Annotated in this window: 10 protein-coding genes; 5 read left to right on the top strand and 5 right to left on the bottom strand. The window is 31.7% G+C overall.

Annotation, left to right across the window (positions count from 1 at the left end; translation table 11 throughout):
* The 5 genes from CHB63_RS10630 to CHB63_RS10610 all read right to left on the bottom strand — a co-directional run bounded on the left by CHB63_RS10630 (position 1) and on the right by CHB63_RS10610 (position 10648).
* Positions 1-3303, bottom strand: a complete 3303-nt coding sequence (locus CHB63_RS10630) for an alpha-amylase family glycosyl hydrolase (protein WP_089378434.1) — start codon at positions 3301-3303, stop codon at positions 1-3.
* Between the two features lie 80 nt (positions 3304-3383).
* Complete coding sequence (locus tag CHB63_RS10625; RefSeq protein ID WP_089378433.1) at positions 3384-4994, bottom strand: SusF/SusE family outer membrane protein; 1611 nt, start codon at positions 4992-4994, stop codon at positions 3384-3386.
* 18 nt (positions 4995-5012) lie between these two features.
* On the bottom strand, positions 5013-6068 hold the full coding sequence (locus CHB63_RS10620; protein WP_089378432.1) for a SusE domain-containing protein: 1056 nt from the start codon (positions 6066-6068) through the stop codon (positions 5013-5015).
* 18 nt (positions 6069-6086) lie between these two features.
* On the bottom strand, positions 6087-7700 hold the full coding sequence (locus tag CHB63_RS10615) for a RagB/SusD family nutrient uptake outer membrane protein (protein WP_089378431.1): 1614 nt from the start codon (positions 7698-7700) through the stop codon (positions 6087-6089).
* 11 nt (positions 7701-7711) lie between these two features.
* Complete coding sequence (locus CHB63_RS10610) at positions 7712-10648, bottom strand: SusC/RagA family TonB-linked outer membrane protein (RefSeq protein ID WP_089378430.1); 2937 nt, start codon at positions 10646-10648, stop codon at positions 7712-7714.
* Between the two features lie 439 nt (positions 10649-11087).
* Between CHB63_RS10610 and CHB63_RS10605 the strand changes: the two genes are divergently transcribed.
* The 5 genes from CHB63_RS10605 to CHB63_RS10585 all read left to right on the top strand — a co-directional run bounded on the left by CHB63_RS10605 (position 11088) and on the right by CHB63_RS10585 (position 18602).
* Positions 11088-12113 (top strand): LacI family DNA-binding transcriptional regulator, encoded by a 1026-nt coding sequence (locus tag CHB63_RS10605; RefSeq protein ID WP_089378429.1) that lies wholly within the window; start codon positions 11088-11090, stop codon positions 12111-12113.
* A gap of 255 nt (positions 12114-12368) precedes the next feature.
* Positions 12369-13715, top strand: coding sequence for an MFS transporter (locus CHB63_RS10600; RefSeq protein ID WP_089378428.1), 1347 nt, complete (start codon positions 12369-12371; stop codon positions 13713-13715).
* Positions 13716-13717: 2 nt separating this feature from the next.
* Positions 13718-14374, top strand: a complete 657-nt coding sequence (pgmB, locus tag CHB63_RS10595) for a beta-phosphoglucomutase (RefSeq protein ID WP_089378427.1) — start codon at positions 13718-13720, stop codon at positions 14372-14374.
* 3 nt (positions 14375-14377) lie between these two features.
* Positions 14378-16684: a family 65 glycosyl hydrolase domain-containing protein gene (locus CHB63_RS10590; RefSeq protein ID WP_089378426.1), complete on the top strand. Its 2307-nt coding sequence runs from the start codon at positions 14378-14380 to the stop codon at positions 16682-16684.
* Between the two features lie 52 nt (positions 16685-16736).
* The gene (locus tag CHB63_RS10585) at positions 16737-18602 is read left to right on the top strand and encodes a glycoside hydrolase family 13 protein (RefSeq protein WP_089378425.1); all 1866 of its coding nucleotides are present in this window, start codon (positions 16737-16739) and stop codon (positions 18600-18602) included.
* Positions 18603-18605: the final 3 nt, after the last annotated feature.

The raw sequence follows: 18605 nt of genomic DNA, 5'->3' as shown, positions 1-18605 counted from the left end.
CTAATTTTTTAAAATTTTAAGAAGTTTAGGTTCTTCTAAATAAACTTTTGCAAAATACAATCCAGTAGGATTGTTTGATAAGCTAAGTTGTGCTTTTCCATCCAAAACAGTGTAAGTCTTTGTTGAAATTAATTGAGATTGAATATTGTAAACCTCAATTAGAACTTCTTTGTTTGAAATTGGTAATACAATTTCAAACAATCCTTTTGTTGGATTTGGGTAGGCTGTAATTTTGTCAAATAAATCGATTTGTTTAGAGTAAATTCCTTCACAAGATACAGCTGTTTTAACCTGAACAATATCTCCATGTTTAACATCAATATTAAATGAAGGTGCGTTGGTTTTAAAAATAACTTTGTTATTTACAAACACTTCAAATGGTGCTGTTCCATCAGTAATTTCAACGGTTGCAGTTTTAGAGCTTAAAGCTGTTTTTCCAGAAATTACTATTCCTTCACTTATTTCTATAGAATAACATTGCTCATAGGTAGTTCCATTAATTGTTATGCAAAAATTATAAGTATTAGGAGGTAAATCACTTACAGTTAAATCAGTTGTAAATGGATATACTTTACCATTTACTGTAACTGAATAGTTATGGCTTTCATTTGCCTTTATTATTAGTTGTCCGTTATCTTTATTTGGACAAGTTTCACTTATGATTTCAATTTCAAAATTATTGGAGGCCAATGAAAAAGTTGGACAACCTGTTGTACTCACATTTTGCCCTAAAGGTGTATTTGGACATAAATCCTCGGTGTCAACAACTCCATCATTGTCACTGTCATCATTTGATGTTCCACCCCTTGGATCAAACACTCTTTGAGTTGAATACATTTTATATTCGCCAGGAACTAAAGTAAATGCTTGGGTTGTATTCGTTACATTTTTCTCTTCACCAGTAAAGTATTCATACCAGATTCCGGTTTTAGTAAAATTGGTTGTAATAGATTTATTAGTTACATCAAAATTACCTATAATTACCACATCCATGGATGCATGTTTTAGTACAATTGATTTAACCAAACCACCCACATTTAAATTGAAATCAGTTGTGTTAAAAACTTCAGGATATTCCTTTTTAAATGCAATCATGGTAGCCCAAGTATTGTAAATTTGTTTCCGGTTTACATTAGTTGCATAATCCCATTTAATTGGTTTTCTTGATAATCTACAGTCATTACTAACGGTTGTTCCATCGTCACAAGTATTAATTGAAAAATCATAACCTAATTCTCCAAATTGCCAAATCATTTTTGGCCCTGGAATGGTAAAAAAGAACATTCCTGCGGTTTCCTCTCTTGATAATGCAGTAGATAAATCTTTTACGTTATAATCGCCACTACTATTTCCAAATTCTAAATTTTTATACATTAAGCGCTCCTCATCGTGACTTTCCATATAACCAACAACATTTGGACTGTTCCAGCCGCGTTGCTTGTATGAAATCAAGGAAATATCAGTTTCACTGTTAAAGCCCATTGTATTTTGACTGTAACCATGATTCATATTTCCCCAAAGCATAATTCCATAATTAGCCAATTCTGTTTCTTCTGAATTATCTGCTAAATGCTCAAATATTACATATGGTTTGTTTGAAGGACTGTGATTCCAAACCTGATCAGCATAATTTTTTAAAATAGCAATTCTTGATGCATCATAAGTACTTCCCCAACTTGATGTTCCGTAAGGCGTGTTTGAAAATCCTTTTGTAAAATCGAATCGAAATCCGTCTATTTTGTATTCAGTCATCCAATAATCCAAAACATCATTAAAAAAAGAGGTTGTATAAGAAGATTCATGATTAAAATCGTAACCCCATTGTGCACTTGGGTTTGAAAAATTACTTTGTTGATTGTACCAAGGATTATCTGCTGCAGGTCTATTGTTTAAATTATCCCAATACATTTGAAGCATTGGAGATTGGCCGTATGAATGATTAAAAACAACATCTGCTAATACTGCAATTCCACGCTCATGACAGGCATCCACAAAAGTTTTAAAATCATTTTTTGTTCCATATGATTTATCTAAAGCCATATACAAAGCTGGATTGTATCCCCAGCTATCAGCTCCTTCAAATTCATTTACAGGCATTAACTCGATTGCGTTAATACCTAACGAAGCCAAATAATCTAAATGTGTTATTGCCTCTGTATATGAATCACTTTCAGTAAAATCCCTAACCAACAATTCATAAATAATTAAATTATGTTGATCTGGTTTTGAAAAATTTGAAATATTCCAAGAATAATTTTCCTCATTTATTTTGAATGTAGAAACATAACCTGTTGTTAAACCATCAGGGTATGCTTTTAAATTAGGGTAATTTCCATCTTTTATGTATTGATCCGTCCAAGGATCTAAAATTTTTTCTGAATAAGGATCGGCTATTTTAATAGTGTAATCAACTAAATATTGATATGCATATTCAGTATTTTGATCTAAATTATTTAAAGTAATCCAAAAATATTCGCCGTCTTTATAAAGTTGATAATTTTCATTAATTGCCCAGTTATTAAAATCACCAATTAATAAAACATCAGTTTTATTTGGAGCTAATAACACAAATGTTACGGTTCCATCTCCGTTATCACTAAAACCATTTTTAACACCACTAGGCATTGTTTGGTTTTGAGTTGGGTTTTTAACATAAACTGAAATTTCAGTTTCTTTGGTTTCGCTACTAGAAGTTGCAGTAGCTTTTAGCGTATATGTACCTGTTGAAGTAAATTTATATGAGGTTGATATACTAATTGTATTTGAAGTTGTTTTTTGCGAAATACCATTCACAAAAAGTTCTAAATCAGCATTTGTTGATGCTTCTGCCGAAATAGTAATAGTTGAGTTTAAATTATAAGCACTGCCATTTTCAGGTTCTGTAAAAGTTAAATTTAGCCCTTCTTCATATAGAGTTACAAATAAATCAGCTGTTTGTTGATTTCCATCAGTAGATCTGAAAACGAAATTTAATCCAGTAATTGTTTCACTTGTGGCAACATTGTAAAATGAATAAACGTCAGGAGTTATTAATAATTCGTATTGATTTCCTGAGATTCGAGTTAATTTAGGTTGTGTAGTATTGTTTCCCCAAGATTCAATAACATTTTGCCAATCAGCATCATTTATTTTTACACCAGTATGAGCGTATACATCACCAGTATAACCGTCTAAACCTGTTCCTGTAGCATCAAATAAAATTGTGATCTCACTTGTTGATGTTGGTAATGCAGGCGAAGTGCTAACTTGTGAAAAAGCAAGGTTGCTAATAATTAAAGTAATTAAGAATACTACTTTTTTCATACAAAATGAGCTTTTAAATGTTAATTATGATTATTAATAAAAACAAAGGCTGTTCTTTAGAACAGCCTTTGCAATATAAATTATTGTAAAGAAACTGAGAGGGTTCCAGTGTTAAAATTGAGGGTGATTTTATAATTACCTGCAGTTTCAACTTTTACATTGTCTTCACTGTTTTGTTCTAAAACACCTTTTGAAGCGTTGCTTTGCCCCCAGTCGTTATCCCAGCTTCCAGCAACAGGAACGAATTTAAATTCGTCACCAGCACCTAAAGCTTGAGTGATTTCAAACACACCATCAGCTGTTTGCGTAAATTCAGGATTATCTGCATCATTACTCCAACCTCTAAATGATCCAACCATAAAAACAGAAGAAGGAGCACCAGTAATACTAGAAACGTTATAACTAAGTGTATTAAAATTAACTGAAACTATATATTTTCCAGCGGCAAATCCACTAAGGTTATTTTCACCATCTTGTACTACCATACCGTCATTATTAGGGTCAGCACCCCAATCTCCATCCCAACTTCCAAGAGTTGGTAAAAATTTGAATTCTGCACCATCAGGTAAATCCATTACAAGAGAGAAAACTCCTAAACTAGCTTCACCCATTTGAAGAGCAGAACCATTGTCCCATCCATTAATTGAACCAACTACATTTAGGCTATTTACAGAAGAAACATTAAAAGTTAGTGTGTTATAATCTACAATAACTACATATTTTCCAGCAGCATAACCACTTACATTGTTTTCACCATCTTGAATTATTGAACCTGGATTGTTAGGGTCGCTACCCCAATCTCCATCCCATCCGGTATTTTGAGGAAGGAATTTAAATTCAGTACCATCTGTAATATCAATAGCTAATGCAAATACACCCTCACTTACCAAATTCATTGGATAAGCATTCGCAGGATCCCATCCATTTAATGAACCTACAATGTATAATTCACCTGGAGAGGTAATTTCTTCAACAGTATACGTAAAAGTGTTTAAATCGATATTGATTTTATATTTACCAGCAGTAAATCCACTTAAATCTTGCTCTCCTTCTGAAATTAAAGAACCGTCATTATTAGGGTCTTTACCCCAATCACCATCCCATCCAGTATTTTGTGGAAGGAATTTAAACGCATCGCCATCTGCAAGGTCAACTGTAATTTCAAAAGTGTTAAAACCTGTATTTGTCATTGGTAATGAAGTTGCAGGATCCCAACCTGTTAGAGAACCTACCAAATAGAATTCAGAATATTCAACTTTATAAGGAGTTAAAATTACTGATACCACTTGCGATACATTTTCATTCGCAGAAATTCTAAGATCTATACTAGATGCTTCTTCAGGATTTAAATCCATAACATCTAATAAAAAATCATTTAGTTCATCAACTGTTAAACCAAAGCTACTTTCTTGAGTTGTTCCTATTAAATAAGAAGTAGCAAAATCAGTACCTGTTTTAGCTGCTTCAACATTAAATGTTGCATCAGTTTGGTTGTTCGCTTCCCAAGAAATAAATAAAGCATTATTATCTAAATTAGTATCATTTAAAACAATTACACTACCGTTTGATGGTGTAACTATTTGAAAACTTTCCTGAGCTGGTAATATTTCAAAGTTCTCGTTTTCATCGCAAGCAATAAATGCCATTGAGAAAACCAAAAGAACTATTATTTTATTTAAATATTTCATCATTTTAAAAAGTTAATTTAATTAATTAGCTGTAACACTATAAGTATATTCTCTAGGATTACTTAAATCTAAAACAACGTGATAATTTCCTTCTGAACCGTCAAAAGTTAAATCACCACCTCCTTGTAAAAATCCATCAGCATCTAAAGTTCCTATATCAAATGCTCCCCATTCATTATTACCTCTAAATTTAAAAGGTCCAGGCACTAAATGAATATCAACAGATAAAGTTTTAGATGCAGCATCATAAACTAAATCAGTATCGCTATCCCAACCTGTTGGAGTTGCAGCACCAATTATTCCCCAATTTACAGGAGTAGCAGAATAAGTAAGCTCTGCAGTATCAGCATTTACATAATAATAACCAGCAGTTGCAGTACCATCTGATTCATCAGATTCTACTAATTTACCAGTAAAAGTACCATCGTCTCCCCAATCTGTATTTCCCCAGAAGAAACCTCCGGTTTCATTTGGAGCTACAAATTTATAACCACCATCTAACCATACATAACCAACATAATCTGTTTGACCAAATCCTGAAGCAGCTAATAATGGTGCTGATGCAGGATCCCAACCTTGGTGATTTCCTGGTACAGCTATTTTTGGTAAATCTGTAGTAAATGCAGTAACATAAACAGTAATTGGCTCAGAAACCTGAGGCGTACTGTCTAAAGAGCCTACTGTTGAAGTAACTCTAATGTCCATACCTTCTTCTAAAAATGGAGTTAAACCAGAACTCACAGCTGCGCCGTTAAATTCAGTTATATTCCAAGATAAGAAAGTGTTTGAAGTTGCTCCTGCTAAAAATGGTTCAGCAAAAGAGGTTCCTGCTTTTGCAAATTCAACCTTATAATTTACTGCAGTTGGAACAGCATAATCAGCATCGTTCCAAGTTAAAGTAATTATTGTGTTTGTTAGTTCTTCTTCTGGATTAAGAACATAAACAGCTCCTGTGGCTGGGGCAGTAATTTGACTGCTTCCCACCGCCGATATTGTTAAGAGTTCTTGATCTTCATTGTCACAAGATATAAATGCAACAAAGGTTAACAAGAACAAAAATTTAAATATGTTTTTCATCTTAAATTTGATTTTATGTTAATAACCAGGGTTTTGAGTTAAATTAGGATTGGCAGCCATATTGTTTGCTGGCATTGGATAAATATCCAAATGGCTTGATAATGCGATACCGTTTGGGCTTCCACCTTTCCAGGCCCAATTATAATTTCCTCCAGTAAAAAGACCAAATCTTATTAAATCCTGTCTTCTGTGTCCTTCCCAATGTAATTCTCTCGATCTTTCATCAATTAAGAAATTTAATGTTAAATCGTTTGAAGTTATTGTAGCTGAATTTGCTCTGTTTCTTAATGCATTCACATAATCAACGGCTTCATTCATAGTTCCACCAGAACCACCTCTAACAACTGCTTCTGCATACATTAAATATACATCACCAAGTCTAAATAAAGGGAAATCAGTATTTACAAATTCAAAGTGAGTTCCACCACGACTTCCATCAACACCAATATTTTTGAATTTAGTAATTACATAACCAGCATCTCTATCTCCAACATCTTCAATTGTAGCTTCGCGCCCTTCTGTAATTAATGTATTTCTAGCGTCAGTTAAAGGAACATCTCCATTTAAAAATTTATTTGCAAATTGTTCTCTAACTCTTAATGCACCTCCCCATCCATTATCTACACCAAGAGGAACGGCATTTCCTTCAAGACTACCAACTTCACCATTAATAATAACAGTTGTAGCTCCCCAATTTTGAGTCACTTTAGAATCAACTACTAATGGGAAAATAATCTCGTTTTGACCTGCTTCATTAAAATCATTATCAGCAAGGAAATTATAAAAATAATCTGAAGACAATGAGAAGCCTCCATTAATTATTTTGTTACAGTAAGTTAAACACTCAGAATATTTATTCTGACCAAGATATACTTCAGCATTTAAATACATTTTTGCTAAAATCATCCAAGCTACTGCTTTATCAGCTCTTGCATATTCATTTTGATTTGATCCAACAAGATCACCTTCTATTGCTAACAATTCTGATTCAATAAATTGAAATAATTGTTCTCTGTTATATTCAGGACCTTGATAAACACCAATTGGGTCATTTTCTGTTACAAATGCAGCTTTCCCAAATAAATCCATTAAATGATAATATGATAAAGCTCTTAATAAACGAGCTTCAGCTCTGTAAGTTTTAATTTCACTTGACATTGCTGAATGACCTCTAGAAGCTAATGATTCTTCTGAAGATTGTCTTAAAAAGTCGTTTGTCAATGCTACACTAAACATAGCTCTACTAAAAAATCCTAAAAGTATTGTGTTTGAAGCACTCCAGGTATTTCTTTGAATTGCCTTTACAGCTCCACCTTCATCATTTTCGTAAGACCAAATTACTTCATCAGCAGCTAAGTCTTCTAGGTACCATAATGCTCTTGCATATTGACTAGTACCTGCGTCGATACCTTGCAAGTTAGAAGAGGCTGGTCCTGTGGTTCCAGTTAACGAAAGGTTTCCGTAGATTCCAGCTAATGCCTGTCTATATGAATCAGAGCTGCTATAAAAATCTTCAGATAAAAATTCGTCATCATCTTTTGGAGACACATCTAATTCATTAGTACAAGCACTAAAGAAAATTAGGATCCCAAAAAAGAAAAATAATAATTTAAATATATTTTTTGTTTTCATTTTCTGTTTTTTTAAAATTTAATATTAGCACCCATTAAGAAAGTTCTTGGTCTTGGATAAATTGTATTATCAATACCGCTAAAAATTTCAGGATCTAATCCACTATAATTAGTAATGGTAAATACATTTTGCACACCACTCCAAACACGAATACTTGAGATATCCTTTTTGAAATTGTTAAATGTATAACCAAAATTTAAATTGTCCATTTTAAGAAAAGATGCATTTTCTAAAAAATAATCTGAAATTAAAACATTTGATGTTTCAACAAAATTAGTTTCTAATACAGCTGTTGGAATATTTCCTAAAGCAGTTACATCTTGCAATAAATTATATTGAGCTCTGGATGAGTTAACATTATTATACATATAATTTCCAAAACTAGCTCTTAAATTAAAAGAGAAATCAAAGTCTTTATAATTAATTCCTGTTTGGAACCCCATATTTATATCTGCATTTGGTTTTTTGTAGATATAACGGTCGCTGGTATTAATAATCCCATCTTGGTTAATATCTGCATAAGCACCTTCAATAGGAGCACCAGCGTTATCATATAATTGTTTATATACAAAATAGGAATAAGGAGCAAATCCTTCTCTGTGAACCTGAATTCTAGATCCAGTACCACCACCAATACCACCAACTTCAATATCTTGACCAAAGGCAAGCTCATCAATTACAGTATTGTTTAGGTTTAAATTATAACTTACATTCACATTCAAATCATCTGTACTTACAATATCAGAACCTATAGAGAATTCTAAACCTTTTGAAGTAAACTGACCAATATTTTGCCAACCAGCATTACTAAAGTTAGAACCATCGGCAACAGCTACATTTGCTAAAAGATCATTAGATTCTTTCAAATAAACTTCAATAGAACCTGAAACTTTATCATTAAACAATCCATAATCAAAACCTATGTTGTATGTGGTTGTTTCTTCCCATTTAATATCTTCAAATTTAGATTGTGGAATACCAACTATCACTGCAGAGTTTCCAAAAATGTATTGTGAAAAACTATCTCCAGTTTGATGTCTTCCTAAGAATGCATAAGAAGCAGGAATATCTTGTTGACCAGTAATACCCCATCCCAGACGTAATTTTAAACTTGAAACTACTTCAGAATCTTTTAAGAAATCTTCTTCACTAATTTTCCAGGCTAATGCAGCAGCCGGGAAATTACCCCATCTGTTATCTGAATTAAATCTTGACGTTCCATCTCGTCTATAAGATAAGGTCAATAAATATTTATCCATAAAAGATAAATTAGTTCTAGCAAAGAAACCAAGTAAAACAACATCAGGATCTGTAGCTACATCTCTTTCAGCTTCCGGATCTCTCATATTTCCAGTACTAAAATCTTCAGAAGTAAACTTTTGATAAGAATAACCTGCAGTAGCTTCTATATTTAAATTTTCTAATTCTTTATTATAAGCAAGGTATGCATCTAATAATACATTTTTCCGTTCACTAGTATATTCAGTTTCTTCACCAATGTAAGATACAACACCATCTTCTTCAAATCTAAAACCATTAATGCTTTCTGCTGAAAGTATGTTTGATCCAACACCATAAGATCTATCGTAACCTAAGTTAACAACAGCACTTAATTCAGGTAATGAATGAATTTTGTAGTCAAACTTTACGTTCCCATACAATCTATCAACAATACTAGTATCATCTCTTAACATTAAATTAGCTACAGGGTTTCTACCTGCATTGTCTCTAATACCATTTGTGTGGTATTCAAAGAAACCACCAAATGGAGATGTTGCATCGTACACAGGTTGTGTAGGGTCAAAATAAAGAGCAGCACCTTCAACGCCAGCCGCAAATCTGTTATTTTCAGAACTAATATTAGCATTAATGCTAATTTTTAAATGATCTTCTAATAAAGATGGGTTAATATTAAATGCTAAAGAGTTTCTTTCAAATTTGGAAGTTTTTCTTAAACCAGGTTGTTTGGTATTACCCCAAGATACTCTGGCAGGAACATTTTTAAATAAAGCTCCACTTACTGCAATTGATTGATCAAACGTAAATTTTTCTTCGTAAATTTCATCTTGCCAGTTTGTGTTGGCATTTCCAAGTTGATCAATACTTATGCCACCTTGACCTGCAGCAACTCTTTCAGTAATTAAATTTCTAAAGTCGTCACCGCTAAATACATCTATTTTGTTTGCTATAGTTTGGTAACCAGCTTTAAAATTAATATCTATATTAAATCCTGATTTCCCTTTTTTGGTAGTAATAATAATTACCCCATTTGATGCTCTTGAACCATAAATAGCAGTTGAAGATGCATCTTTTAATATTGACATTGACTCAATGTCATTTGGGTTTATCGACGCTAAAATGGATCTGGATCCATCTGCAGATGAATTAGTAATAGGTAATCCATCAATTACAATTAAAGGATCGTTAGAAGCTCCCAAAGAAGACCCTCCTCTAATTCTAATAGCAGAACCTCCACCTGGAGCACCATCTGTTGTAATGTTAACACCAGCAACACGACCAGAAATTAAACTAGCAGGCGTAACAATATTTCCTTTGTTAAAATCTTTTTCAGAAACGGCAGCAACGGATCCGGTTGCATCTTTAATAGTTGTAGTACCATAACCGATAACAACAATTTCATCTAAAGATTCTGCACTTTCTTTTAAAGAGACATTAATAGTATTGTTGTTTCCAACAGTAATTTCCTGTGCAATAAATCCAATATAGGAGAATACTAAGATATCTCCTGATTTAACGTTCTCTATAGAATAGTTTCCGTCAAAATCAGTAGCTGCACCCTTAGTAGTTCCTTTAATTATAATGCCTACACCAGGTAAAACTGTATTACCTGTTGCTTCTGTAACTGTACCTTTTATTGTTTGTTGAGAAAACATTAATACAGGAAATAGAAGTACGACACTAAACAAATAAAATCTAAAATTTTTCATCTATTTTAAGTTAATTAATAATTAAGGTTTGTTTTAAATAATTGTACTATTTTTTACTACATTTCACAGTGTGAAGTTAAGAAGTTAACATTTACTTAACAACGATTTATGTTACTTTGACACCTACGCAAACGTTTTCGTGTTTATAACTTTTTTACTCTAACGTTAGAGTTGATGGGCTTTTTTCCTTAAAAAATTGAAAAAAAAGGTAAATCATTATCAAAAAGTGTTAATTCATTACATAATTAATTACTAAAAAGGATAGTTTTACCCTTTTTAGTCTGATTTTTTTCATCTAAATTAATTTGTTCATACTAGTTTTAGGTTTAAAATAATTAATAAGCGTATTTTTTACATTTGTAAATTAATAAAAAATAAAGCACATTGCCTAATCTATTTAATTTTATATTTGTAAATTAGTAAAACAGCCTATAAATAAATGAAACCGAGAATTACCCTGAAAAAAATAGCAAGTGAATTTGGAGTCTCTATTTCAACAGTTTCTAAAGCATTAAAAGGAAGCCATGAAATAAGTGAAGAAGTGCGTGAAAGAATTCAAGCGTATGCAGATTATTATAACTACAAACCAAACAATTTAGCCTTACAACTTAGAAATCAAAAAACCTCAGTTATTGGGGTTATTATTCCTGAAATTGTACATCATTTTTTTTCAACAGTAATAGACGGTATTGAGCATTATGCAAATCAAAAGGGGTATAATGTTATGGTTTGTGTTTCAAATGAATCTTACGAAAAAGAAGTGTTAAATTTTAATGTATTAACTAATGGAAGTGTTGATGGATTAATTGTATCCGTTGCAAGAGAAACACAAGAAAATCAAAAATTCGATCATTTTAAATCTTTGACAAAAGACGAATTTCCATTGGTATTATTTGATAGAATTATAGATGAAATTAACTGTGATAAAGTTGTTATTGATGATGTTGGAGGGGGATATAAAGCGGCAAATCATCTTATGGAAGTTGGTGCAAAACGGATTGCCCTTATAACAACTGAAGATTATGTAACTGTTGGTTCATTAAGAAAGCAAGGTTATTTAAAAGCTTTAAAAAACAAAGGAATTACAATTGATGAAAGTTTAATATATTATATTGATGATAGCAAAAACTTATATCAACAAATTGAAAAAGTTATCAATGTTCCTAATCCACCAGATGCAATTTTAGCCGTAAATGAAATATATGCTGCTAATGCATTAATTATAGCTAAAGAGAGAGGATTATCTATTCCAAACGATATTGCAATCATTGGTTTTACAAGTGGGCTCATCTCTGAATTTACTTCACCACCATTAACTTGTGTTGAGCAACATGGTTATTTAATGGGTGAACAAGCAGCTGAATTATTAATTAACCGTATTGAAAATACAGCTCCAAAGGATTTTCAAAAAGAAGTGATTTCAACCAATCTTAAAATTAGGAAATCTACCTTTATAGATGGTTAATTTTGTTAAATAATTGGATTATAGATTGTTATTTTTATTATTTCATAAAAAAAATAATATTTAACTCAAAGGTTATAGTAGTGAGTTAATTTAATTGGCTTACTTTTTTTTGTTTTAAATCTAAAAAAAATAAAAAAATTAATTATATATTTGCCTTGTAAAAGCAATTTTACAACTACTATTTTTTTTCACACTTCACAAACACAATTAAAGCAATTTTGCTTTGGATTGTATTATTATTTAATATTAACATTTATGGAAAAAAGGAAACTAAGTTTCTGGGATATTTGGAACATGAGTTTCGGATTCCTGGGAATTCAAATGGGTTTTGCATTACAAAATGCCAATGCCAGTAGAATATTACAAATTTTTGGAGCAGATGTTCATGAATTATCTTGGTTTTGGATAGTTGCACCTTTAACAGGTTTAATTGTTCAACCAATTATTGGATATTATAGTGATAGAACCTGGACAAAGTTAGGTAGAAGAAGACCCTATTTTTTAACAGGAGCATTATTAGCATCAATGGGATTAATTTTAATGCCAAATGCAGATATGTTCACAGCCTTTATGCCTGCTTTGTGGGTTGGAGCTGGTATGTTAATGATTATGGATGCTTCTTTTAATGTGGCAATGGAACCTTTTAGAGCCTTAGTTGCCGATTTATTACCATCAGATCAAAGAACACTTGGCTTTAGTATTCAAACAGTATTAATTGGTATTGGTGCAGTAATTGGATCTTGGTTACCTTATGTATTAACCAATTGGTTTGGTGTATTAAACGAATCTGGTCCTGGGGAAGTTCCTACCAATTTACTATTATCTTTTATTATTGGTGCTTCAGTGCTAGTATGCAGTATTTTAATTACTGTGTTTACAACAAAAGAATATTCGCCAGAAGAAATGGCGCAATTCAGTGAAGCTGATGAAGAAATTGAAGAAGAATCTTCAAGTCTGTTTGATATTTTTTCAGATTTCAGAAAAATGCCTTTAACAATGAAACAATTGAGTTCTGTTCAATTCTTTTCTTGGTTTGGGTTATTTGGAATGTGGGTGTTTTCAACACCGGCAATTGCACATCATGTTTATGGTTTAGCGTTAGATGATCACGGAGATGCTTTTCAAAGGGCGGGTGATTGGGTAGGTATTCTATTTGGTGTTTACAATGGTGTTTCAGCAATTTATGCTTTCTTTTTACCTGCAATAGCTAAAAAATTAGGAAGAAAAATGACCTATGCAATTGGATTAGTTTTTGGAGGATTAGGTCTTATATCAATTTATTTTGTGCCAAACGAAAATTGGTTATTCTTATCAATGTTCGGAATTGGAATTGCCTGGGCAAGTATTTTAGCAATGCCTTATGCCATTTTAGCAGGTTCAATTCCTGCAAAAAAAATGGGTGTTTATATGGGTATTTTTAACTTTTTTATAGTATTGCCACAAATAATAAATGCATTAATAGGTGGGCCAATTGTGAAATATGTGTATGGTGGAAATCCAATATTTGCTTTAATTCTAAGTGGTGTTTCCTTGTTAATTGCAGCAGCCTTAGTTACAAAAGTAAAAGATGTTGATGATACAGTAATTATTACAAATAATTAAAAATGAAAAAAGAAATAGCATTTATATTCGATTTAGATGGCGTAATTGTCGATACGGCAAAGTATCACTTTTTGGCTTGGAGAAATTTAGCTCAGTCATTAGGATTTGAATTTACTGAAGAACACAACGAATTGTTAAAAGGTGTTAGTAGAGTTCGTTCCCTTGAAATTTTATTGAATATTGGCAACGTAACAATTTCGGATGAAGAAAAAGAAACCTTATTAATTGCAAAAAATACAGAGTATTTGGGGTATGTTAACAAAATGACTTCAGATGAAATTTTACCTGGAATTAATAACTTGTTAAATTATTTAGATGATAATAACATTAAATATGCATTGGGCTCAGCAAGTAAAAATGCTCCGTTGATATTAGAAAAAGTTGGACTTTTAAATAGATTTACAGCTTTGGTTGATGGAAATGATGTTTCAAAAGCAAAACCAGATCCTGAAGTGTTTTTAATTGGAGCAAAAAAATTAAATATGAAACCTGAAAATTGTATTGTGGTTGAAGATGCAATTGCTGGTGTTGAAGCAGCAAATGCTGCAAATATGGTGAGTATAGGAATTGGAGATGCTGAATTTTTAAATGAAGCTACCCATGTGTTAAAAGATACCTCAGGATTTACAGCTGAGTTTTTAAAAAAAATAATGAATTAAGAAATGAACAAGAATTATATAGTTCCAAACGAATGGTCTATTATCGAAGATGGGTTTGATAATGAGAATGTTGAAGCTTCCGAAAGCTTATTCAGTATTGGAAATGGAGCAATGGGGCAGCGTGCAAATTTTGAGGAAGATTACTCGGGATCTACATTTCAAGGAAGTTATATTGGTGGTATTTACTACCCAGATAAAACACGAGTTGGATGGTGGAAAAATGGATATCCAGAGTATTTTGCAAAAGTTTTAAATGCACCAAACTGGATTGGTATTCATATTGAAATTAACGGAATTAAATTTGATTTACATACTTGTAAAGTTTCAAATTTTAAGCGCGAATTAAATATGAAAGAAGGATGGTTAAGTCGTTCTTTTGCGGCAGAATTAACTTCAGGAGAACAAATTCAAGTTAAAACAAAGCGTTTTATTAGTGTTGAATTTAATGAAACAGGAGTAATTGAGTATCATATAAAAGCATTAAATTTTTCAGGGGAAATTACCTATTCTCCTTATGTTGATGCTGGTATTATGAATGAAGACACAAACTACGATGAATTTTTCTGGGAAATTTTGGAAATTGTTGAAGGCGAAAACAGCGGATGCATTTTATCTAAAACTCTAAAAACAGAATTTCATGTTAGTACTGCAATGCAGGTTTCGTTAGCAATAAATAATTCTGAAATAAATGTTCCTCAAAAAACAACAATTGAAGATAAAAAACTAACATATTCTTATAAATTGAATGTTAATGAAGGTGATACAGCTACTATTTACAAATATGGAAGCTATACAAGTTCATTAAATTATAACATTGAAGAATTAAATAGCGCTTCACTTTCAAATGTTCAAAATGCAAAAGAATTAGGTTTTAAACAATTATTAGATTCTCAAAAAAAGTCTTGGGAAGCAATTTGGAAAACTGCCGATATTGTAATTGAGGGAGATATAAAAGCACAACAAGGAATACGATTTAATATTTTTCAGTTGAACCAAACGTATATGGGAACCGATTCCCGTTTAAATATTGGACCAAAAGGATTTACCGGTGAAAAATATGGAGGAAGCACTTATTGGGATACCGAAGCTTATTGTATTCCATTTTATATGGCTACAAAAGATGCAACGGTTGCTAAAAACTTATTGTTGTACCGCTACAATCATTTAGGAAAAGCCATAGAAAATGCGCAAAAATTAGGATTTAAAAATGGTGCGGCTTTGTATCCAATGGTTACAATGAACGGTGAAGAATGCCATAACGAATGGGAAATTACTTTTGAAGAAATTCATAGAAATGGAGCCATGGTATATGGTATTTACAATTATGTAAATTATACTCAAGATTTTGATTATGTGGTGAAAAACGGGCTTGAAGTTATGATAGCAATTGCACGTTTTTGGCATCAAAGAGCTAATTTTTCTGAAGCGAAAGGTCAATATGTAATTTTAGGAGTTACAGGTCCAAATGAATATGAAAATAACGTAAATAACAATTATTATACGAACTATTTAGCTAAATGGTGTATAGAATATGCTGTTGAGTGTATTAATAAGGTAAAACATAATTATGTTTCAGATTTTGATCGTATTATGGATAAAACTAATTTATCTATACAAGAAATGTATCAGTGGTTAAAGATTTCTGATAACATGTATTTTCCATTTGATGAAGAAAAACAGGTGTTTTTGCAACAAGATGGATTTTTAGATAAAGAATTGATTCCAGTTGATAAATTGGATAAATCACAACGACCGATAAATCAAAAATGGTCTTGGGATCGGATTTTAAGATCTTGTTATATAAAACAAGCAGATGTTTTACAAGGAATGTTTTTATTTGAAGACAGATTTTCTAAAGAAGAATTGGCCCGTCATTTCGATTTTTACGAACCTTTAACTGTTCACGAATCATCGTTATCACCATGTGTACATTCAATTTTGGCAGCTTCAATAGACAGAATGCCAAAAGCATATGAACAATACGTGCGTACTTCTCGTTTAGATTTAGATGATTACAATCACGAAGTGCACGAAGGTTGTCATATTACAAGTATGGCAGGAACCTGGATGTCAGTTGTTCAAGGATTTGGAGGAATGCGTGTTTGGGAAGATGGAATTTTGTCTTTCAATCCGCAAATACCCGAAGAATGGAAATCGTATTCATTTACAATCAATTTTAGAGGAAGTACTATAAAAGTTTATAAAAGTCAGACCGAATGTAAATTTTTAAATGAATCTGGGAAAGATGTTAAGATGTTTGTAAACAATAAAGAAGTTAAAATTCCAGCAAATCAGTTGGTAACAATTTAATTAATTTGTCATTCCTCCAAGAAAGTAATCTTATTTAAAATATACAGTAAACATGAAAAAATATCAGATACTTATTATACTATTAGTTTTAGGATTTAATAATTATGCTCAAAAAATAGATAAAATTGAGCCACCAAACTGGTGGATAGGTATGAAACATGATCAGGTTGAATTATTAATACACGGTGAAAATGTTTCAAGTTATACACCTTCCATTAATAATAATTCAATTGATTTAAAACAAGTAAAAAGAACTGATAATAAGAATTATCTTTTTTTAACACTTGATGTTTCAAAAGCTGAAGTTGGTAATTTTAAAATTGATTTCTTAAAAAAAGGGAAACGAAATAATTTCAGCATAGATTATGAGTTAAAAGAGCGAAAAAAAGATTCAGAATTAAGAGAAGGATTTAATAGTTCTGATGTTGTTTATTTGATAACTCCAGATCGTTTTTCAAATGCAGATACTTCAAATGATATAGTTAAAGGTTTACGTGAAACTAAAATTAATAGAAAAGAAGATTATGCGCGTCATGGTGGTGATATTAAAGGAATTACAAATCATTTAGATTATATAGATGAAATGGGTTTTACGGCAATTTGGTCAACTCCGGTTTTAACAAATGATATGAAAAGAAGTTCGTATCACGGGTATGCTATTACGGATTTATATCAGCCAGATCCAAGATTTGGGACTATGGATGAGTATATAGAGTTAGCAACAAAATCTAAAGAGAGAGGTATTAAGTTGATAATGGATATGGTTGAAAACCATATTGGAGTTGAACATTGGTGGATGAAAGATTTACCAACTAATGATTGGGTAAATTATCAGAAAGAATTTTTGGAAGGAAATATTGTTACCACAAACCATAGAAGAACAACAAATCAAGATAGTTATGCATCTAAAAAGGATAGAGCTTTAATGAGTGAAGGTTGGTTTGTATCTGCAATGCCAGATTTAAATCAGCGCAATCCATTACTTGCAAATTATTTGATTCAAAACAGTATTTGGTGGGTGGAAACACTTGATTTAGGTGGAATTAGACAAGATACCTATCCTTATCCAGATAAAGAGTTTATGGCTAATTGGGCAGGAGCTATTATGGAAGAATATCCAAATTTTAGCATAGTTGGTGAAGAATGGAGTTTAAATCCTTTATTGGTTGGTTATTGGCAAGATGGAAAAAATAATAATGATGGTTATAAATCAAATTTAACCTCTTCAATGGATTTTCCAATGCAAAATGCGATTGTAGAAGCTTTAAATGAAGAAGAAAGTTGGGATAAAGGTTTTGTAAAAATGTATGAAGGATTGGCAAATGATTTTTCGTATGTACATCCAAACAAAATTATGATCTTTCCTGACAATCATGATATGAGCCGAATTTATACTCAGTTAGGTGAGGATGTTGTAAAAACAAAAATGGCTTTGGGTTATCTATTAGCAATGCCAAGAATTGCACAAGTATATTATGGAACTGAAGTTTTAATAAGTGATGCGGAAAAACCAGGAGACCACGGGTTAATTAGAACAGATTTCCCAGGAGGTTGGGAAAAAGATAAAGTTAATGCTTTTACGGGACAAGGTTTGTCAAAAGATCAAAAAGACATGCAATCCTATTTAAAGAAAGTTCTAAACTATCGTAAACATAGCGAGGCAATACATACTGGAAAAACGTTACATTTTGCCCCAGATAAAGGTGTATATGTGCTGTTTAGAATTTTAAATGAGGAAGTTGTTTGTGTTATTTTAAATAAAAATGACAAGCCAATTAACTTAGATTTAAACCGTTTTGAGGAAGTTGGCTTGAAGGGTAAACAAGTAAAAAATATTATTTCTGAAGAAACTTTAATTTGGAAAAATTCTTTTAAAATTGACAAAAAAGGAGTTACAATTATAACTACTAAAAAGTAAATA

The organism is Lutibacter flavus (assembly GCF_900188355.1).
Lineage (GTDB): Bacteria > Bacteroidota > Bacteroidia > Flavobacteriales > Flavobacteriaceae > Lutibacter > Lutibacter flavus.
Note: the sequence above shows the minus strand (reverse complement) of the source record. Positions and strands in the feature narration are given on the sequence as shown.